The sequence below is a fragment of the Ignavibacteria bacterium genome, from assembly GCA_025612375.1.
Lineage (GTDB): Bacteria > Bacteroidota > Ignavibacteria > Ignavibacteriales > SURF-24 > JAAXKN01.
In genome coordinates, this window is the sequence record JAAXKN010000035.1 from 25814 (window position 1) to 45923 (window position 20110).

The 20110-nt window shown below is 46.2% G+C and carries 17 protein-coding genes; 5 read left to right on the top strand and 12 right to left on the bottom strand.

The genetic code is table 11. The features are described 5' to 3' along the window. Positions 1-9 precede the first annotated feature (9 nt). Positions 10-624 carry a threonylcarbamoyl-AMP synthase gene (locus tag HF312_16940; GenBank protein ID MCU7521904.1) on the bottom strand — a complete coding sequence of 205 codons (615 nt, stop codon included), beginning with the start codon at positions 622-624 and terminating at the stop codon, positions 10-12. A 265-nt stretch (positions 625-889) separates the two neighbouring features. On the opposite strand from HF312_16940, the gene HF312_16945 reads away from it, so the two are divergent. From HF312_16945 to HF312_16955, 3 genes are all read left to right on the top strand, one after another. Further along, positions 890-1501 carry a DUF47 family protein gene (locus tag HF312_16945; GenBank protein MCU7521905.1) on the top strand — a complete coding sequence of 204 codons (612 nt, stop codon included), beginning with the start codon at positions 890-892 and terminating at the stop codon, positions 1499-1501. 19 nt (positions 1502-1520) lie between these two features. Then, entirely contained in the window at positions 1521-2552 is a 1032-nt protein-coding gene (locus HF312_16950) for an inorganic phosphate transporter (GenBank protein MCU7521906.1), read from the top strand. 73 nt (positions 2553-2625) lie between these two features. Then, a complete protein-coding gene (locus HF312_16955; GenBank protein MCU7521907.1) occupies positions 2626-3798 on the top strand; it encodes an MFS transporter in 1173 nt (390 codons plus the stop codon). Between the two features lie 86 nt (positions 3799-3884). Here the strand turns inward: HF312_16955 and HF312_16960 are convergent, their stop codons facing one another. The 11 genes from HF312_16960 to HF312_17010 form a co-directional block, all read right to left on the bottom strand. Then, positions 3885-4097, bottom strand: a complete 213-nt coding sequence (locus HF312_16960; protein MCU7521908.1) for a hypothetical protein — start codon at positions 4095-4097, stop codon at positions 3885-3887. A gap of 218 nt (positions 4098-4315) precedes the next feature. Next, positions 4316-5818, bottom strand: a complete 1503-nt coding sequence (locus HF312_16965; protein MCU7521909.1) for an amidase — start codon at positions 5816-5818, stop codon at positions 4316-4318. Positions 5819-6065: 247 nt separating this feature from the next. Then, the gene (locus HF312_16970; protein ID MCU7521910.1) at positions 6066-7112 is read right to left on the bottom strand and encodes a carboxypeptidase-like regulatory domain-containing protein; all 1047 of its coding nucleotides are present in this window, start codon (positions 7110-7112) and stop codon (positions 6066-6068) included. Between the two features lie 29 nt (positions 7113-7141). Then, entirely contained in the window at positions 7142-8071 is a 930-nt protein-coding gene (locus HF312_16975; protein ID MCU7521911.1) for a slipin family protein, read from the bottom strand. 256 nt (positions 8072-8327) lie between these two features. Then, complete coding sequence (locus HF312_16980) at positions 8328-9161, bottom strand: heterodisulfide reductase subunit F (protein MCU7521912.1); 834 nt, start codon at positions 9159-9161, stop codon at positions 8328-8330. Between the two features lie 17 nt (positions 9162-9178). Continuing rightward, positions 9179-10213 carry a 4Fe-4S binding protein gene (locus HF312_16985; GenBank protein ID MCU7521913.1) on the bottom strand — a complete coding sequence of 345 codons (1035 nt, stop codon included), beginning with the start codon at positions 10211-10213 and terminating at the stop codon, positions 9179-9181. Continuing rightward, on the bottom strand, positions 10210-11085 hold the full coding sequence (locus tag HF312_16990; GenBank protein ID MCU7521914.1) for a Fe-S oxidoreductase: 876 nt from the start codon (positions 11083-11085) through the stop codon (positions 10210-10212). Before HF312_16990 ends, HF312_16985 begins: the two co-directional genes overlap by 4 nt. Beyond that, positions 11075-11575, bottom strand: coding sequence for a hydrogenase iron-sulfur subunit (locus tag HF312_16995; GenBank protein ID MCU7521915.1), 501 nt, complete (start codon positions 11573-11575; stop codon positions 11075-11077). Before HF312_16995 ends, HF312_16990 begins: the two co-directional genes overlap by 11 nt. Positions 11576-11613: 38 nt before the next feature. Further along, positions 11614-13614, bottom strand: coding sequence for a CoB--CoM heterodisulfide reductase iron-sulfur subunit A family protein (locus HF312_17000; GenBank protein ID MCU7521916.1), 2001 nt, complete (start codon positions 13612-13614; stop codon positions 11614-11616). Positions 13615-13678: 64 nt separating this feature from the next. After that, positions 13679-14539, bottom strand: a complete 861-nt coding sequence (locus HF312_17005; GenBank protein MCU7521917.1) for a heterodisulfide reductase subunit B — start codon at positions 14537-14539, stop codon at positions 13679-13681. Between the two features lie 12 nt (positions 14540-14551). Further along, positions 14552-15127, bottom strand: a complete 576-nt coding sequence (locus HF312_17010) for a heterodisulfide reductase subunit C (GenBank protein MCU7521918.1) — start codon at positions 15125-15127, stop codon at positions 14552-14554. 578 nt (positions 15128-15705) lie between these two features. Here HF312_17010 and HF312_17015 point away from each other — a divergent pair. Both HF312_17015 and HF312_17020 read left to right on the top strand, forming a co-directional pair. After that, entirely contained in the window at positions 15706-18102 is a 2397-nt protein-coding gene (locus HF312_17015) for a glycogen/starch/alpha-glucan phosphorylase (protein MCU7521919.1), read from the top strand. Between the two features lie 164 nt (positions 18103-18266). Beyond that, positions 18267-20110 (top strand): tetratricopeptide repeat protein (locus HF312_17020; protein MCU7521920.1); only part of this gene is annotated, 1844 nt, incomplete at its 3' end.

A 20110-nucleotide genomic window follows, 5' to 3' on the forward strand; every position in this document is an offset into this window, starting at 1 on the left:
ACTTTGTCACTAGGCCCGGAATATACTTACGTCTCCTGCTCCTTCTCTGATAATCTCCGGGACGTCGTCACTTAAGTCAACAATTGATGAGACTCCGCCCTGAAGGTTTCCGCTTGCAAGCATTAAGTCCACCTGTGTGTTGAATATGCTCCTGATCTCAGCCGGGTCATATATAATTTCATTTTTCCTGTTTGTAACGCTTGTTGAGACAATCGGGTTACCTAGCTCTTTTACAAGAGTAAGGGCAACGTTGTGCTGCGGAACCCTGATGCCTACGGTCTGCCTTTTTGACCATAACTTCTTGGGTACTTCCCTTGCCGCCGGCAGAATGAAAGTGTAGGGCCCGGGCAGAAGGTGCTTCATTGTCCTGTATGCATAGTCTGAGACTTTAGCATACTTTGAAATATCTTTCAGATCCGCACATACAAAACTTAAGAGTTTTGTGCCTGAATCCTGTTTAATTGCAAATACCCTGTCGAGGGCCTCTTTGTTGAAAATATCGCAGCCGATACCATAAACTGTATCTGTAGGATAGATTATAACGCCGCCATTCTTTAAGACCTCAACTGCCTTGTTAATATAGCGCAACTGAGGAGTTAAAGGATGGAGTTCATAATATTCCATATAAGCTCCTTTACTTTTAATTATTAATATTGCCGCTGTAAATTAACGGTGAGCACCCGTGAACCGTTTTGTGTCTGGACTGGAAACTCATGACTATATAACTTCTCTAATTCTTATACATTAAGATATAAGTACTTCTGAATTTGTCAACTATATTATTTTCCTACCTTTTGCCGCCAAAAGACGCCCCTTTGTCAATCACCTTTTATTATAGATAAAAAATTCCTAAGTTTGCAGAAGCAAAACTAACAACAATCAACACCACATGTTTAAAGCACTATTACCCAAAGAAGAAAAGTATTTTGAAGATTTCAGCGCCATGATAATCGCAATCAGCGAAATGGCTACACTGGCCAAGAATTTCTTCGGAAATGCCAATTATGACGAAGAAACATCCTTAAAACTTAAAGCGCTTGAAAAAAGGTGCGATGAGATCTCACACAAGGTGTTCAATAAGCTCGACAAGAGCTTCCTGACCCCTTTTGACCGCGAGGACATATACGCACTCATCAAAACCCTTGAAAAAGTATCCGACGCCATCAACGCCGCCGTTACACGCGCAAAAGTTTATAACCTCACCGAGCCTTTGAAAGTAGCTGAAAAGCTCCTGCAGATCGCTTCAATGCAGATCAAGGAACTTTATACCTCAATTGTGGACAGAAAAGTAAAATCCAACGATAACCTGAAAATTGTAAAAGACCTGGAACAGGAAGCTGATCTGATCTACAGGGAAGCTATCACTAAGCTCTTTAAGGAAGAAAGCAACGCAATTGAACTCATAAAGAGAAAAGAGGTACTGGACGTTCTTGAAGATATAACAGACAAATGCCAGGCGGTAGCTTCTGTAATTTTTACAATTTCACTTAAAAACGGCTGATTAACACAAAAAATCATATATGAATTTATCATTAACACTTCCCTTTATCGGGATAACGCTCCCTCTTATTGCAGTTTTAATTATTACGCTAGCCTTTCTTTTTGATTTCTATAACGGTATGCACGACGCCGCAAATTCCATTGCAACTGTTGTAGCCACAAAGGTCCTTACGCCTTTTCAGGCCGTAGCCTGGGCGGCTTTCTTTAACTTTGCCGCCATTTTTGTCTTTGGCCTCGGCGTGGCAGCAACAATAGGAAAAGGCCTGGTGGTAGTCTCTGTACTTGACAATACCGTTATTCTCTCGGCGCTGGTAGGAGCAATCATAATGGCTGCCGCAGCAACACACCTTGGCATCCCCTTAAGCATATCGCACTGCCTTATCGGCGGCCTGGGCGGCGTGGCAGTATTAAAAGCCGGCTTCGGCGCCCTTATTGCCAGCGGATTTCTAAAGATTATAGCTTTCATTTTCATTTCTCCGGTGCTCGGATACCTCATTGCAGGAATTTTTTCAGTTATAACAATATGGATTGTAAAAGATTCGGCGCCCAGGAAAGTGGACAAGCATTTCAGAAAGCTTCAGATAGCCTCGGCTGCAGCATACAGCTTAAGCCACGGGGGTAACGACGCTCAGAAGACCATGGGGCTTATTACAATGGTTCTCATTGCAAACAAGGCCTTAAGCCCCGCGGCACACACACCTTACTGGGTCGTTTTTTCATGTAACACGGTTATTGCCCTTGGTACACTCTTCGGAGGCTGGAAGGTAATTAAGACGCTCGGAATGAAAATGACAAAGCTGACCCCCTTTGGCGGCTTCAGCGCCGAGAGCTCGGCCAGCATTACAATTTTTATTGCCTCGGCTTTCGGTGTACCTGTCAGCACAACGCACACCATTTCAGGCGCAATTGCAGGCGTGGGAGCCGCTAAAAGCACAAAGGCCGTGCGCTGGAAAGTTGCCCGAAATATTATATGGGCATGGATACTTACAATTCCTCTTTCTGCGGCATTCGGCATGGCGGCTTATAAGCTTCTGCTTTTGATTAATCTCTGAGTGTGTTAATTTTATTAATCCCCGGAAATATCACCGGGGATATTTTTTTTTAGTATTCAGTACAGAACAAAAGATGTCCATAAAAAGATTACCCCGTCAGGTTATTATTCTCAGCATGGTAAGCCTCTTTACAGACGTTGCCAGTGAGATGCTCTATCCCGTAACTCCAATTTTTCTGACTTCGCTAGGGGCTACAATGGCCGCAATAGGCCTTATTGAAGGGATTGCCGAGATAACGGCTGGACTTCTGAAGGGTTATTTCGGGGTTTTATCCGACAAACTTGGCAAGCGTTCAATTTTTGTTATAATTGGCTACGGTCTTTCGGGCCTTGTTAAGCCTCTTCCGGGCATATTCCAGAACTTCGGAATGGTTTTATTCTCAAGAGTTACCGACAGGGTAGGTAAGGGTGTCCGTACGGCTCCCAGGGATGCGCTTCTTGCAGGATATTCCAACGGCAACACGGGTGCAGTCTTCGGATTCCACCGCGCAATGGATACGCTGGGCGCGGCGTTGGGACCTTTGGGCGCGCTCCTTTTACTGGCACTCTACCCGGGAAATTACTCCATTATCTTTCTTATCGCCTTTATCCCGTCTTTAATTGCCGTTGCCTTTACGCTTACTGTTAAGGATAAGCCGGTTGAAGCAATTATTAAAAAGAAAGGGCATTACCTGGAGTTCTGGCGCCGGGCTCCCCGGGAATATAAGACTCTGATTGTCCTTTTTACACTGTTTTCGCTCGTCAACAGCAGCGACGTGTTTTTAATACTCAAATCGCGCTCAATTGCAAAGTCGGACTCACTTGCAATATTCGGCTACGTGTTTTATAACCTTGTTTATGCATCTTTTTCCTATCCCGCAGGTCTTTTGTCGGACAGGATAGGGAAGAAGAACGTGCTTACATCAGGGCTTGTTGTCTTTTCAATTGTTTATTCAGGTTTTGCCTTCTCAGGAAGTTTTATTCTGATGTGGGCTCTTTTTGCTCTTTACGGCATTTATGCCGCCTCCACAGAAGGGATAACCAAGGCCTGGATTGCGGACTTGATCAGGGATGAAAACAGGGGATCGGCAATAGGGCTTCTTACAATGCTTTCCAGCTTTGCTGTTATGGCGGGCTCTGTATTGACGGGAATTCTCTGGGACCGTTTCGGCTCTTCGGTTCCTTTCATTATTTCTTCGGTTGTAAGCCTCCTGATTGCAGTTATACTGTTTTTCTTCAAGAGTTCTGCTGAAAACAGCAAATCCTGAACTCCGCACCTAAAAGAAAATTATTGCGGAGTTCAGGATTTTATATTCCAGTATCCTTTTCACGACCTGATTTAAGACGTACCCGGCTAATTATACTGTGCCCTTAAGTGACTCAGCTTTCCAAGAGCATCATCCGAAAGTACGTGTGTTATCTTTCCATAACTATCTACTACACTTACAATGCCATTACCGATTTCAAATCTGCATATCATGAACTCATAAACGGTCAACTCTACATCACTGACCCTGAAATTGCCGCTTTCTTCGTCAAAACTGTAGCCTTCAAGATTAAAGACCATATCTGACCTCCTTTCATGAGTTAATGTGTGAAATCTGTGTAGATACCTCCTTGTTTTATATTACTGTCTTAAATTTAAGGTAGAAATATTACTTTTTTTAGTCTACCCCACAATTTATGACCGTAACGCCGGTTCTTCTAAGTTTAACACCCCGGGCGTAAGTACGGTTCCCGCCACCTGGAGAAATATTTTAAGTCCTGATTAAAGATACAAAAAAATTAAAAATTCAGAACAGGGTGTTTCAGCTGGAAGCCTGTTTTATCCTGGTATGCTTTTGCAACAGCTGCTATTCTGCCTTCTTCAAAAAGCTTTCCAACAAATGTAATGCTTGTCGGGTGCCCGTCTTTTGTAAAGCCGTTCGGTACAACCACCAAAGGATGCCCCGTAAGGTTGGTTACAAGTGAGTTATCTCCTTCGTCCGAAGGCGCCATGTAAAGGTCCACATCTTTAACCATTTTGTCCATTCTCTGGATAAGCTCATAGCGGATGCGGTTGGCGTTGATATATTCCACTGCCGGAATGAACCTCGACTGGCGGAAAACATTAGGCCAGGCGTTTTTTATCTGGCGCACCATGAGGTCGTCGCGGTTGCTTCTTGTAAGGTCGTCAAAAGCCGCCGCGGCCTCGGCGTCCAGTATGAATGAAATTGCGTTAACCGGAAGGTCCGGCAGTTCAAGGGGAACGAGTGTGGCGCCCATTTTTCTTAAAGTCTCAAGCGTTATGGAGTCGTTTTCCTTGAAGGCATAGTTATGTGAAAAGTCATTCTTCAGGTACCCGATCTTAAGGCCCTTGAGGCTCACGTTATAATTATAATTAAAAGGAACGTTATAGAGGCTCTGGTCGATCCCGTCAGGACCGTATATATAATTAAGAACAATCGCACAGTCTTCAGCGTTGCGGCATATGGGTCCGATTTTATCCATAGACCAGCTGAGCGCCATAGCGCCCGTACGGCTTACGCGGCCGTATGTGGGACGGAGTCCGGAGACGCCGCAGATAGTGGAAGGAGATACAATTGAGCCCCAGGTTTCAGTCCCGATTGCAAAAGGGAGGAGCCCTGCGGAGACAGAAGAAGCCGAGCCCGCCGAAGAGCCCGAGGAGCCCTGCTTCAGGTCCCAGGGGTTGCGCGTCATGCCTCCAAACCATACATCTCCCCATGCAAGGGCGCCCATTGAAAGCTTGGCCACCAGAACGGCACCGGCCTGTTCAAGCTTTTTAATTACAGTTGCGTCCATGTCAATTACCTGGTCCCTGTAAGGCGCTGCGCCCCAGGTGGTCTTATACCCCTTTTTAGCCAGGAGGTCCTTTGCGCCGTAGGGAATTCCGTGAAGAAGCCCGCGGTACCTGCCCTGTGCAATTTCCTTATCGGCGCGCCTTGCCTGTTCCAAAGCCAGATCCTCGGTCAGTGTAATAACGCACTGAAGTTTGGGGCCGTATTTCTTCAGACGTTCAATGTACATTTTTGTTAAAGCCTCAGAAGTAACTTTTCTGGTCTTTATTAAGTTAGCCAGTTCACCGATTGAGTAGTATACCAGGTCCTCAATATTCTGCGGCATTTTGACATTGCTATAGCTGCCGGCCTTAAAAGGGAGCTGTTTTGTTTCGAACTTCATGCCTACCGGAATGGGATTAAATAGTATGGCAGGAGGGATACTGTTATTAAGCTCCACCTTTCTCATCTCTTCGTAATTTTTAAGCTGGCTGTTGAGGCCCGTAAGCATTGAATCGCGTTCGGCACCCGTAAAATTCAGTCCAATCAGTTTTTCAGCACTTTCAACCACCGGCCCGGTTATAACGCCTTCAAATTTCACGGCTGCGGCACCAAGCAAAAATGAGAAAAGAGAAACAGAAAGAATATATATGTACTTTTTGTAACCTGGCTTCACGAATCCTCCTTATAATTAAATTTCTTGTTGAAATGATTCCGATTACTGAAACAACTTACTTTTATTTTCGCATCTTTTGTTTTTATTCTCCGGGCAGATAATTATAGGGAAGGGCAGTAGCCATTCGCTGTTCAGCCCAGTCGCCAGTTACCTTCAGGTTGTTGGCATCCACCCTGTTGCCTGCCATATCGAGCAGAATAAAATACGGGGCGCCCGGCGTTAAATAGGTAACTGCCGAGGTTCTTCCCGTATACTCCACTTTAAGCGCGGTATCGAGGTTCAGCCTCAAGAACTCCCCGCCAAACTCCTCCATATTAAAGTCCTCTTCAGAAACAGCGCTCCCGCCTCCGCTGGTAAGCATGAGCATAGATCCTTTTCTGACGCCGAAGCCCTCATCATAAAGCCTTTTCTTTATAAGGGAGCTGAAAAAGTGCTTCGGGGAGCCCAGGTAGCAGTAGCGCCTGTTTTCCTTCCACTCATCTTTTTCTTCATCATCTTCAGCCTTAAGCTCCTGGAACCTTACACGCGTAAGATAGTCCACGTCGCCGCTGATATGGCAGGAGAATGCTTCCAGTATAATGAATAGTTTATATCCCAGGGCTTTGTTTTCCAGTATAATTATGCTGTCAGAAAGGGCTTTTACCTCCTCAGTCTTCTCATCTTTACTAAAGTTTATCACTTCGGGATTAAGTATCTTTACCTCGCGTGAGAATTTTCCGCTTCCTATGAACTCCCGTTCAAAGATCTCAAGGTACTCATTCCAGTCATCCGTAACTTTTCCGGCAACGTTTATCTGCCCTAAGACCACCGGCTTCTGTTTTAACTGTGCGTCCAGAGCCAGGCTAATTCCTTTAATCACTTTTACCGGAATTCTTTTCATCTCATAACCCACCATGCTGACGATAAGATGGTATGAGCCCGGATCAGCGTTCACAATTTCATAACTGCCCTTAAGGTCCGTAACCGTTCCAAATGTTGTATTTTCAAGGAATACCGTGGCATTTGTTAAAGGCTCCTTTGTTTCCAGATCAGTTACTTTTCCTTTTATTGCGCCATGTGCCAATTCCTGAGAGAAAAATGACACGGGCACAATAAAAATAAGGAAGATAGTAAAAAGCATCTTTTGCATCTATATTTCCGGCTGATTTTTTTAGTCTGCTACTTTTTTACTATATGGTCCACAAATCCTCTTAACGCATCGCCCAGTTCAGCAGGGAAGAGGATGACTGTGTTTGACGGCGTGGGCCCCAGGCCGTCCACCGTCTGGAGTGTTCTAAGCTGAATTGCGCCCGGGCTTTCGAGCATAATGCGTGCGGCTTCGGCCAGGTTGGCCGCTGCCAGCTTGTCGCCTTCGGCTTTTGTAATGTTTGCTCTTTTTTCCCTTTCAGCCGAGGCCTGGCGCGACATCATGCGCTTTAAGTCCTCCGGCATTTCAACGTCAAGAAGCCTTACTGAATCGAGGTGGATGCCCCATTCCTTAATTCTTTCTTCCACTACTTTACCTATCTGCTCCTGAATCTGCTCTCTTTCTGTTAGGAGCTCATCTAAGGTAAGCCCGCCAACAACGTCGCGGAGGGAGGCCTGTGCAAACTGGGAGATGGCAAACTGGAAGTCCTGTATTCTGATAACGGCTTTCTCCGCATCCTCCACACGGAAGAAGAGTGCGCCGTCGATCTGTGCCGGAACGTTGTCGCGCGTAATAACCTTCTGGCTTGGAATATTTATGGCAAGCACGCGTACGTCAATAAACCTCACGTATTCAAGAAAGGGAAGAATATACATCATGCCGGGGCCTTTTAAGCCCTGGAACTTACCCAGCCTGAGGACCACGCCGCGCTCCCATTCGGCGGCAACCCTGACGCCCGAGACAACTATTATTATTAGTATTACGCCCAAAATCATTACAGGGACTGATATTTCGGGAGGCAGTCTGAGAATAAGAAATAATATTATGGCCAGAATTACAGATGGAATTAAAAACAGTATAAACCTGAGAGATGAGCCCAAAGAGACGTGGCCCGTTACAGGTTCGGCGTACTTTTTCGTCTGGCGTGATGAAGCCATGTTGAGAATATCGGTTGTATCCATTTTGTGTGACCCCTCTTTATAATTTGAATATATTTTACCAGAAAAATTAAATGAGGAACTGCAAAAGAAAAACCTGTTTGCGTATATGATCAGGTAATTCTCTTACTTAACAACTTATAGCTTTTTAATATAAGTGTAAAGAGGTATTTAAAGTCAGATGAATGTGTAACTTCAGGCCAGGCTGCCTGAAGCTCTTGAAGGTTGAGCCCGGCGCCTGGTCACTAAAGTTTTTCAGAGGGTTTCAAAATCTTTCAGCTTAGAAGTCCACTGGCAGAGCTTCCAGCTCGCGTGCCGTAAAGACGGGACCGTCTATGCAGACGTAAGTTTTCCCGACGTTGCAGCGCCCGCATTTTCCAAGGCCGCACTTCATGCGGTTTTCGAGCGTGGTTACAACCTGTTCGGGCTTAAAGCCGAGTTCAGACAGGTTAGCCAGCACAAATTTTATCATTATTGGGGGTCCGCAGGTAATTGCAACCGTGTTTTCAGGCTCCGGGGCAAGCTCTTTTAATACCGTGGGGACAAATCCTATTTTCCCGTCCCAGTCACTTGTTTCTCCTCCGGGGTCCACGGTTTTTACAAAGTCGACGTCACTTCTTTCTTCCCATTCCTTAAGCTCATCTTTATAGCAGAGGTCGGAAACGCTTCTTGCGCCGTAAAGGATTGTGATCCTGCCGAACTCCTGCCTTAAGTCCAGGCAGTTCCATATAAGTGAGCGCAAAGGTGCAAGGCCTATTCCGCCGCCTACAAAAATGAGGTTTTTTCCTCTCATGTCTTCAATCGGAAAACTGTTCCCGTAAGGGCCGCGGAAGCCAATTACGTCCCCCACGTCCTTATTTTTAAGGGCGTTTGTAACTTTACCCACCACCTTAAAGCTGCATTCAATGTAGCCTTTTCTTGTCGGCGAGGAAGCAATGCAGAAAGTTGATTCGCCGTCACCGAAAGAGGAGTATTCGCCGAACTGTCCGGCCTTAAAGGAAAATTTTTCAGCCTCTTCAGGATCGGTAAAAGAAAGCCTGAAGGTTTTTGTGTCGGGAGTCTCCTGCCTTACTTCATCTATTTTTGCCAGGTAAGGTTTATAAATGTTGTTCATTCAATATGTCTCCTCTTTCAAGCGGTTTCTTCTTTTGTAAGTTCAGAAACAACCTGGTAGATATCCAGATTCACCGGGCAGCTTCTTACGCATCTGCCGCACCCGGTGCAAAGCGTTTTATTAAAACGGTCGCTGTAGTACTTAAACTTGTGCATTACTCTCTGGCGGTATCTTTTTGACTGCACCTCGCGCGGGTTATGGCCCGAGGCGTGAAGCGTAAAGAGCGGGAACTGGCACGCGTCCCAGTTCTTGCGCCTGAGGCCCTGGGAGTACTTTGTCTCATCCACTATGTCAAAGCAGTGGCAGGTAGGGCAGAGGTATGCGCAGCTGCCGCATCCGAGGCAGCGCGAAGAGTACTCGTCCCAAAGCGGGCTTTCAAAATTCTTGTCCAGCCACTCCTTTATTTTTACCGTGTCCAGCGGGCTTCTCATTTTATTTTCCAGGTCCCTGTAAAGAGGAATGTCTTCCACTACTTCAATTACTTCTTCAAAAAGCTCTTTTACAGAGTCAATTACCTTTTGCCCTTTTTCAGAATTTACATATGCTATATAGGTTCCGGCGCTATTTTTTTTGAACAGGATATCGCTTCCCTGGATGCTGTCCGGTTTTAAGCCCACGGAGGTACAGAAGCATGCCTCATCGATTGACTCGCAGGCGAATGTTATTAAAGCTGCATTCCGGCGCCTGGTTAAATAAAACTCGTCTTTATATTCATAGTTAAAAATGTCGTCAGTGATTGTAAATGCCGCAGCGTCGCAGGGGCGGAGGCCCACGATCAGCTTTTCATCTTCTTCGGGATGTGCGTCATGGATCTTCACGTCTTTATTCCTGAAAGAAAACTCCACCACAGCCTCGGTAACGGGGAACATAAATTCCTTTGCCGAACGCACGGTATTGATATATTTCTCCGGAAGTACGGCTTCTTCAGCCTTATCTATTTTACCGAAGAGGAGTGTCCTGCCCGCAAACCTGGGAGCAATAACGTTTTTCCCTTTTTGCAGAAGAGCACCAAGAAACTCCGTGTAGCCGGTTTTAAGCTTATAAATTTTCATCTTATAAATTCCTCGTTGTCTTCCATCTTAAATTCAGTAAGAGGCGGCTTTGCTTCCGGGTCCACGCCTGAGCGGTAGCCGTAAAGGTCAAAAATCTCTTTACTCATTTTCATATTAAGCAGGCTTAAAGGTATATTCTGATGGCAGACCCTGTCGCACTCGCCGCAGCCGATGCATCGCCCGGCAAGGTGGAACGCTCTTATAAGGTGCCATGCCATGTTGCCTACAGGGTGGGCACTCGATTCAATCCAGCGCGGCTGCGTCTTATCCACAATGCACTGCTCGCAATAGCACAGCGGGCACGCCTGGCGGCAGGCGTAGCAGCGGATGCATTTGTCAAATTCCTTCGTCCAGAACTGCCAGCGCTCCTGGGTACTCATGTTTTCAATTTCTTTTACCCTTGCAAAAGGATCTGTAACTTCGGGCTCTTTTTCTTCTATGGCTTCGCCAATTACAGCGTCACTATACTGCGGGTTATGCATCCTGCAGGCGCGGCATTTTCCTGAAAGGCCGTTTCCGTTCCGGACACCCTGGCAGCTCATGCCAATAATAAAAATGTCTTCACGTTTTATCTGGTGCTCCTGAATGAGCGCCGTAACGGTCCTGATGTCACACGGCTTTAAGAACACTGCAACCGGTTTGTCAGACTTAAGGAGCCTGTAGGACTTTGTCAGATACACGGCCAGGTTGTTTACGCAGTATTCATTAAAGATAAACTTTTCGGCATCCAAAGGATTGCGGGCAATCAGGGTCTGAACCCTGCCTTTTAATGTCCCTTCGGCATAGCCTATTACAGCGGAGACCTTTCCCTGTTCTAAAAGCTCACGTGCAAGCTTCTTTGCTTCAGATGATTGTTTTATATCATTTGACATTTTCCACCTGTTCCTTTTCAGATATCACTTCCGGTTCAGACATTTCGTTTTGAAAGGGGAATGAGCCTGCTATGAGCTTTTGATATTCAGTAAAGGGCCCGAGGCTTCGGATCTCATCTGTAACCTCATTTACAACGTCGCGCCACTTGGCGCCTTCGGCTGCAGAGACCCAGCTGAACTGAACCCTGTTGGGGTCGATGCCCACAAATTCCAGGAGCTTGCGGAAGACTGCAAAGCGCCTGCGTGCGTGAAAGTTGCCTGCATTGTAATGGCAGTCGTTCGGGTGGCAGCCGCTAATAAGGACTCCGTCGGCACCGTTTTCAAAAGCCTTAATTACGAGCGAAAAGTCTATCCTTCCTGTACACGGCAGTCTTAAGACCCTGACGTTGGGTTCATATTTAAGGCGGCTCGTGCCGGCCAGGTCGGCTCCCGTGTAAGTGCACCATGTGCAAACAAAAGCCGCTATTTTAGGTTCAAAATTTTCGTTCATTTTTCCTTCCGTTCCAAACGGTCAAATTCAGTTTTATGTTAAACAAACAGAGCGTTTATCTGTGAATACACCTGCTCGTCGGTAAAGCCCATGAGGTCGATTGACTTTGAGCGGCAGATAGATACACACGTGCCGCATCCCTGGCATTTGCCCTCATTTACGTGTGAGACAATTTTAATTACTTCACCTTTGCGGTTTTTAATTTCTTTTCTTTCAATTGCGTTATACGGGCAGGCGGTAATACAAAACTCGCAGCCTGCGCATGTATTTTCATTTACCCTTGCCACATAGGGCTCGCGTTCCAGTTCAAGTGAGCTGAAAAGCCCCAGCACTTTTGAAGCTGCGGCTGAAGCCTGTGCCACGGCTTCCGGAATATCTTTAGGTGCCTGGCAGGCCCCGGCAAGAAATATTCCCGCGCTGTTGGTTTCAACGGGGCGGAGTTTCGGGTGTGCCTCAGAGAGGAAATGGTACTGGTCGTATCCCACGCCGAGCTTCTGTGCCAGGGGCACAATGTCCGGCTGTGCAGCAATGGCAGTAGCAAGGACGACCATATCGGCCTTAATTTCCACCTGTGCGCCGCTTAAGGTGTCGGCGCCTTTAACGATCAGCTTGCCGTCTTCCTGTGAAATTTTAGATACACGGCCTCTTAAATAAACCGCTCCGTCTTCCTCAATTGCGCGGCGTACAAATTCGTCGTAGTTCTTGCCCCCGGCCCGGATATCCATATAGAAGACAAAAGCCTTTCCGTTATGGACTTTGTGCTTATAGAGCATAGTGTGCTTGGCCGTATACATGCAGCAGATCTTTGAGCAGTAGCTGACCCCCTTGGCCGCGTCCCTTGAACCCACGCACTGTATAAAGACTATTGTCTCAGGGGTCTTCCCGTCCGAAGGGCGTTTGAGCTCGCCGTAGGTCGGGCCCGAGGCGCTTACAAGGCGTTCGAACTGGAGTCCCGAAACCACGTCCGGGTACTTGCCGTATCCGTATTCGCCGTAGCCTTTTAAGATATTATCTGTCTTTTTGTCAATTGTGTAAAGGTCGTAACCCGTAGCAACTACAATTGCGCCAATTTCCTCATTTATAAATGAATCGGTCTGGTCGAACCTGACGGCTTTGGGTCCGCAGAGTTTTTCGCAGAGGCCGCACTTTCCGTTTATGAATTTCGTGCAGTGTTCGCGGTCTATAACAGGTTTGTTCGGAACAGCCTGCGGGAAAGGGACGTATATGGCCTTACGCAAGCCGAGCCCCTCGTTAAATTCGCTGGGAATTTTTTTCTGCGGGCACTTTTCCTGGCAGATGCCGCATCCGGTGCACACGCTTTCATCGATGTAGCGCGCTTTTTTACGGATGGTTACGTTGAAGTTGCCTATGTAGCCCGAAACCTTCTCGATTTCGGAATAAGTATAAAGCTTTATATTTTTATGCGTATTTGCGCTTACCATTTTGGGAGTAAGGATGCACTGCGAGCAGTCGAGTGTCGGGAAGGTCTCTGAAAGCTGCGCCATGTGGCCCCCGATGGAAGGGGATTTTTCAACCAGGATTACTTCCTTACCGCCATCTGCAATATCGAGTGCTGCCTGAATGCCTGCAATTCCGCCGCCGATAACTAGCGCTTTTTTTGTCACAGGAATTCTTATCGGTTCAAGGGGCAGGTTGCGTTTTACCTTTTCGACCATTACGCGTATAAGGTCAAGCGCCTTTTCAGTTGCTATAGGCTTATCCTCGTGCACCCAGGAGCAGTGTTCCCTGATGTTTGCAATTTCGCAGAGGAAAGGGTTCATTCCGGCTTCAGTTACGGCACGCCTGAAGGTTTTTTCGTGCATAAGGGGGCTGCAGCTGGCAACAACGACGCCCGAGAGCTTGTGTTCCCTGATGGCATCTTTAATCATATTCTGCCCCGGATCGGAACACATGTACTTATAATCCACCGAATAGACTACATCCCTCAGGAGCGCGGCCTTCTTCGAAACAGCCGGGCAGTCAACAGTCCGGCCTATATTTTCGCCGCAGTGGCAAACAAAAACACCTATGCGGGCCATATTGGAAAACTCCTTTTTAGATACTCTCTCTTTTAGAAATCTCTTTTTAGAAAACTCTTCCTGCTTAAATTTTAGCCAGTTCCTGAGTGCTTACAAAATGGGAATTAAGCCCGAGCTCGGCTGAAGGAATGCCAAGGGCAAGCCCCAGAAGCTGCGTAATGTAAACAACCGGCATCTTAAAATCTGTTTTGTACTTCTTATTTATCTGCTCCTGCCTCATATCCAGGTTGGCCTGGCACAGTGGGCATGCAACAGCAATCATTTGTGCGCCCTGGCTTTGGGCCGAAGAAAATATCCTTCTGCCCAGCTCAAGTACAATATCTGTCTCGGGAATTGCATGGCTTCCGCCGCAGCACTCAGTCTTGCACGACCATTCTACGGCATGCGCGCCCAGAAGATTTACCAGTTCATCCATCGACTGCGGATCCTCGGGGTCGTCGAAATTTACAACTTTGGATGGACGAACAAGAAGACAGCCGTAATAACATGCGACGTTAAAACCAGATAATGGTTTCTGGATGGCTGTCTTCAGGTTGTCCTGACCATAGATATCCCGGAAGAATTCCAGGATATTAAAAACTTTAATGTCATGCTCTACTTTTCCGCCCGTGAGCTCATTCATCCTTTTTTCAAGTAAAGGGGAGTGGGAAGCCGCGTAAGAGGCGTTTTTAAGCCTGTTGTAGCAGGCGGCGCAGGGTGCCAGAACGTTATCAAGCCCCTGTTTTGAAGCATTTACGAGGTTGCTGTAGGCAAGCGCCACACCAAGCTCTTCTTTTGTGGTGTGTGCCGGCGTTGCGCCGCAGCAGTTCCAGTCCTCTACTTCATTAAGCTCTATATTAAGCTTTCTGCAAACTGCCTTAAGCGACATGCTGTATTCCTTTGCAGTCGAGTGCAGCGAACATCCCGGATAATAACCATAAGCCATTTGTTTTTTCTCCTAATGCTCTTTTTTTTCTTCTTTGGGTTCGAAGTAAGAGGAATTGTTGAATATATTTTTAATTTTTTCTTTGTTCTTTATACTCTGCGGAAAAAGCCCCAGCTTTCCTTTCTGCAGCATCACAGGTCCCAGCATGGCGTCTTTTAAGGGGGTCCTGTTTCTCAGGTTAAAGCTGATAGTCATTCCGAACTCAAAGAGGCGGCCGTTGGATTTAACTGAATCCAGAAACGCGCCCGAGAAATTCACCACTTCCTTCACAGCAGGCTTAACGCCCTCGCGCGAGGCCAGAATGCGCACTGTTTCCATAACTTTTGCAACGTCAATTTCCATTGGGCAGCGTTCGGAGCACGTGCTGCACGAAGCGCAAAGGTAAGGGGTTTTGGAATTTAAGACCGTTTCTTTCTGGTTTAACTGTATTAGCCTTATCAGCCTGGTAGGGGACTCTTGTGTAAATTGCGACACAGGGCATCCGGCAGAACACTTTCCGCACTGGTAGCAGTCGTAAAGGTTAAGGCCGCTTAAAGCCTCAATTTCATCTGCGAATTGACTGACGTTGTTGTCTAACTTCAACTGCATAATTGTACTCCGGATTTGTGATTTATTCAGATGCTGCAGTCCTATTTTTGTGCAGGAAACACACTAATCAGAAATTATAATCACACAGCCTTATACACCAGTCTAAAGTCAACTTAACGAAACATAATAACAGAATCTGCAACATATGGAAATGTATCAAATACTTTGCCTGAAAAATTAGAGCCAAATATCTTATTTCCGGTATAAAATCGAAGGGGGGAGTATACCGACAGCTTTAGTCTTTTCAATTTTGACTAAATTTCCTTACTAATTTTGAGAATTACCCGGAATTTCGGCGGATTTTTCAACCTGGTTTCCTCAGGGCAGTACAATATCGCAAGCTGAAACAGGATTAAGGATCTTTCAGGTTACATAAAGGCAGGGCACAGGAAGAAGTGTCCTGCCTTTATTTTTATGATTTTTATTTATTATTAGCTTATCTTAAAATAATACCCGGCCCCTATAATACTGTTTTGAAACAATGAGGAGACAGTGTGAATCATAAGGATCAATCGGTCTTCTTTACCGACAGCGAAAGAACAGGCAGCTACTCACTTAAAAACCAGTTTGACGAGCACATGGAATTTATGCTCGTTAAAGACCGGATTACGGCAACACCGGAGGATATATACTACGCCCTGTCCATGTCGGTGCGCGACCGCCTGGTGCGCAACTGGCTTAGAACCCAGCAGCTCTATAAGGAAAAAGACGTAAAAAAGGTTTATTACCTTTCCCTGGAATTTCTTATGGGAAGGCTCCTTGGAAACTCCCTAATAAATATGGGCTTTTATGACGAATGCTTCCATATCCTCCACGAAAATGGCTACTTGCTTGAGGACATCAGGGAGGCGGAAAATGAAATGGGACTTGGTAACGGGGGCTTAGGGCGCCTGGCAGCATGCTACCTGGACTCTATGGCAACGCTGGAGCTTCCAGCCTTCGGATACGGCATACGCTATGAATTCGGAATATTTAAGCAGGAGATCCAAAACGGCTATCAGGTTGAGCAGCCCGATAACTGGCTTAGCTACGGAAACCCCTGGGAAATCTTAAGGCGTGAGATCACCTTCCGCGTCAAGTTCTCGGGCAGGGTTGTTACTTCAAAAGACGAAAACGGCAGGCTCTGTTTCGACTGGACGGATACAGACGACGTCTTTGCCGTGGCATACGACATACCGGTGCCGGGCTATAAGACACAGACCGTTAATAACCTCAGGCTCTGGCAGGCAAAGGCTACAACGGAATTTAACCTGAAGGAATTTAACAGCGGGAACTACCTTGCCGCCGTTGAAAGCAAGAACTTTTCTGAAAACATATCCAAAGTCCTATACCCCAACGACACGTTTGAAAGGGGGAAGTATTTAAGGCTCCGCCAGGAATACTTTTTTGTCGCGGCAACTCTTCAGGACATAATCCGCAAATACAGGATTAACCACAAAACATTTAATAAGTTTGCCGAAAAAACTGCAATACAGTTAAACGATACACACCCCGTAATTGCTATTCCTGAACTTATGCGCATTCTTATGGATGAGGAGCACCTGGACTGGGATGAGGCATGGGACATAACAGCCCGAACGTTTTCCTATACCAACCATACCGTTGTGCCGGAGGCACTGGAGGAGTGGCCGGTTTCAATTTTTGAACAGCTCCTGCCCCGCCACCTTCAGATCATCTATGAAATTAACTACCGGTTCCTGGAATTTGCAAGGGACAGCTATACTAAAGATGAACGGGTTATTGCCAGGCTTTCAATTATTGGGGAGACGCCTGAGAAGGTGGTCCGTATGGCAAACCTCGCAATCGTGGGATGCCACACGGTAAACGGTGTTGCCGCAATGCACACGGAGATCTTAAAAAGCCGCATTTTTCCCGAATTTCATGAGATTTTTCCGGGTAAGTTTATAAACATTACAAACGGCGTTACTCCAAGAAGATGGCTTAAAATTGCAAACCCTTATCTTTCACTCTTAATTGACGAGAAGGTTGGAAACGGATGGGCAAAAGACCTGAAACGCCTTAAGGAACTGGAAAGGTTTTTAGATGATGAGGAGTTTCTTGAAAACTGGAGGCGTGCAAAATGGCTGAGGAAAAATTACCTTTCCGGCCTGATTGAAAAAGAATACGGCACAAGGCCCGATGAAAACTCCCTTTTTGACGTACAGGTTAAAAGATTCCATGAATATAAAAGACAGCTTCTTAACGTTCTTCACGTAATTACGCTCTACAACAGGCTGAAGGATAACCCGGGAGGGGACTTTGTGCCCAGGACCGTAATATTTTCGGGCAAGGCTGCTCCTGCATACAGCATGGCCAAGCTTATAATAAAGCTCATAAACTCAGTAGCCGGCGCAATAAATAATGACCCCGCCACAGGGAACAGGTTAAAAGTCTTTTTCCTTAAGAACTATTCGGTAACACTTGCTCAGAGGATTATCCCGGCAGCCGATTTGTCTGAACAGATCTCAACTGCAGGCTTTGAGGCCTCTGGTACCGGAAATATGAAACTTGCCCTCAATGGTGCCCTTACAATCGGTACTCTCGACGGTGCAAACGTGGAGATTTTAGAAGAGGTGGGAGAGGATAATATCTTCATATTCGGACTAAACTCAGAGGAAGTTGCAGAAAGAAAACGCCAGGGCTATAATCCAAGGGCTTATTATGAAAAAAATCCGGAGCTAAGAAGGGTAATTGACATGATAAGCGGAAATTATTTTAACCCCCGGGAGCCCGGTATCTTCAGCCCGGTAGTTGAAAGCCTTTTGAACGTGGATTATTATATGCTTTTTGCCGACTATGAGTCTTACCTTCTGGCACAGGAGGCTGCCTCAAAGCTTTACTTAAACCGGAGGGAATGGACCAGGAAGTCTGTCCTTAATGCCTCAAGAATGGGCCTTTTCTCCAGCGACCGGGCAATTAAGGAATACGCCCGCAAGGTGTGGCATGTAAGCAGGGTAAAGGAGAGGGCAAGTTAATTTTCCCTAATTTATTTTGCCTTGAATAGCTAGCGGGTTTTGTGGATATTTACACTTCAAATGCAGCGGTTTGGCTCATTTTGAGGAAGGAAAAGAGCCTTAGGGGAGGTTTAGCGGCGTTTTATTTTTTACTTTGTCTATTGAACTTTGTACATTAAACCTATATGAAATTTAGAATTCTCACATGTTTATTCTTCTTTTTTACCGTGTACGCTACAGTACCGGCCCAGTTCAACGACCTCTATAACCGTCTGCGCCTGGGGCAAAGCTATGAGCAGGCAGGTGACCTGCAGAAGGCAAAGACTATCTATGAGGACCTCCTGAGGCAGCAGCCCGATAACTACCAGTTTTTTGACGCCCTGATAAGAGTTTATACACAGCTTAAAAACTACAACGAGGCGGTTGGAATTATTGAAAAAAGGCTGCAGATGAATCCGCAGGATGTAAATCTCTACGGCATGCTTGGAAGCACGTATTACTTAAAAGGGGACGAGAAAAAGGGCAATGAGGTCTGGGATAGTGCGCTTAAAGTCCTGCCCGATAAACCGATGGCCTACAGGGTACTTGCAAATTACGCCGTTGAAAGAAGAGCTTTTGAAAAGGCAGCCGAGATACTAAATAAAGGCAAGGCAGTATCCCCCGAGGCCTATACGTTCTCCTTTGACCTGGCCAATCTTTATTCCATTATGATGAAATACAAGGATGCGGCAGAGGAATACTGCTTCATTCTTTCCAAGGAAGCCGACCAGATGAGCCTCGTTCAGGCACGCCTGGCTTCTTATATAAATAAGCCCGATGCACTGAGCCAAACGATTGAGACCGTGGAAAAATGGGCGGGCGATCAGAAGGATAATATAAATTTCAGCCTCCTATTGGGCTGGCTTTATATGGAAAGCAACGATTACGAGAAAGCCTACGATATTTATCTTCATATCGACAAGGAGCACAGCAATTCAGGAGCCGAAATATTCAGTTTTGCACAAAAGGCACTGCAGGAAGGGCACTTTGATGAGGCCGCGAAAGCCTACAGGAAAATATTTGAAACCTACCCAAACAGCCCTTTTGCCCCGAATGCAAAAATAGGGTATGCAAAGACGCTTGAAGCCTCGCTGGATAAAAAATTTAACCTCAGTGACGTGAACTGGAAACCCTTCAGCGGTGTTAATACCCAAAACAGCTCCGAATATTCGGAGGCAATTCATGCATATAAGGACTTGCTGAAGGATTACCAGGGGATGGAAGTTACAAATGAAGCCAATTTCAGAATCGGCGTAATTGAAATGGACAAGCTTAACGACATCCAGGCAGCCGAAGGTTCATTTAAGAAGGTAGTGGATTATTCGGTTATGTCGAACTTTGCCCCGGAGTCTTTTTCGCGCCTGGCAGAAATTGAAATTATGAAGGGGAATCTTCAGCTTGCAGAGGACTATTACGCAAAGGTTTCTGATAACCCGAGGGTATCGGGCACGGACAAGAATTTTGCCGGGTATATGAGGGGCAGAATTGAATTCTGGAACGGAAACTTCCAGCTGGCCTCGCAGATTTTAAGTGCGGTTGAAAACAATCTTGAGGACAACCATACAAACGACGCAATTGAGCTTTCACTGCTTATAAATACGTCAAAACAGGATTCAATGAGCCTGTTGAACTTTGCAAAGGCGGACATGCTGACATTTAAGAAACAGTTTAAGGAAGCTGCGCAGTTTTACCAGGATTTGTCGAAAAATGAAAACCTCCTTACACTGCACGACCTGTCGGCTTTCCGTTTTGCCGAGATGGTTTTAGCGCAGGACAATCTGCCCATTGCGGTTGAACTGCTTAACGGCATAGCGCTTCAGGCCGAGAAGAATATTTATGCCGATCATGCCGTCTACCTTCTGGGGCAGATTTACCAGTACGGCATTAAAGATAATGCAAAAGCCATAGAGTCCTATGAGAATTTGCTTGCAAAATTCCCAAACTCCTTATATCTTGATGACGCCAGAGAAAATATTAGTAAACTGAAAAA

Bases quoted from the DNA above. Each gene is read 5' to 3' on its own strand.
- HF312_16940 (MCU7521904.1), bottom strand. From the start codon at position 624: ATGGAATATTATGAACTCCATCCTTTAACTCCTCAGTTGCGCTATATT.
- HF312_16945 (MCU7521905.1), top strand. From the start codon at position 890: ATGTTTAAAGCACTATTACCCAAAGAAGAAAAGTATTTTGAAGATTTC.
- HF312_16950 (MCU7521906.1), top strand. From the start codon at position 1,521: ATGAATTTATCATTAACACTTCCCTTTATCGGGATAACGCTCCCTCTT.
- HF312_16955 (MCU7521907.1), top strand. From the start codon at position 2,626: ATGTCCATAAAAAGATTACCCCGTCAGGTTATTATTCTCAGCATGGTA.
- HF312_16960 (MCU7521908.1), bottom strand. From the start codon at position 4,097: ATGGTCTTTAATCTTGAAGGCTACAGTTTTGACGAAGAAAGCGGCAAT.
- HF312_16965 (MCU7521909.1), bottom strand. From the start codon at position 5,818: ATGCTTACGGGCCTCAACAGCCAGCTTAAAAATTACGAAGAGATGAGA.
- HF312_16970 (MCU7521910.1), bottom strand. From the start codon at position 7,112: ATGCAAAAGATGCTTTTTACTATCTTCCTTATTTTTATTGTGCCCGTG.
- HF312_16975 (MCU7521911.1), bottom strand. From the start codon at position 8,071: ATGGATACAACCGATATTCTCAACATGGCTTCATCACGCCAGACGAAA.
- HF312_16980 (MCU7521912.1), bottom strand. From the start codon at position 9,161: ATGAACAACATTTATAAACCTTACCTGGCAAAAATAGATGAAGTAAGG.
- HF312_16985 (MCU7521913.1), bottom strand. From the start codon at position 10,213: ATGAAAATTTATAAGCTTAAAACCGGCTACACGGAGTTTCTTGGTGCT.
- HF312_16990 (MCU7521914.1), bottom strand. From the start codon at position 11,085: ATGTCAAATGATATAAAACAATCATCTGAAGCAAAGAAGCTTGCACGT.
- HF312_16995 (MCU7521915.1), bottom strand. From the start codon at position 11,575: ATGAACGAAAATTTTGAACCTAAAATAGCGGCTTTTGTTTGCACATGG.
- HF312_17000 (MCU7521916.1), bottom strand. From the start codon at position 13,614: ATGGCCCGCATAGGTGTTTTTGTTTGCCACTGCGGCGAAAATATAGGC.
- HF312_17005 (MCU7521917.1), bottom strand. From the start codon at position 14,539: ATGGCTTATGGTTATTATCCGGGATGTTCGCTGCACTCGACTGCAAAG.
- HF312_17010 (MCU7521918.1), bottom strand. From the start codon at position 15,127: ATGCAGTTGAAGTTAGACAACAACGTCAGTCAATTCGCAGATGAAATT.
- HF312_17015 (MCU7521919.1), top strand. From the start codon at position 15,706: ATGGAATTTATGCTCGTTAAAGACCGGATTACGGCAACACCGGAGGAT.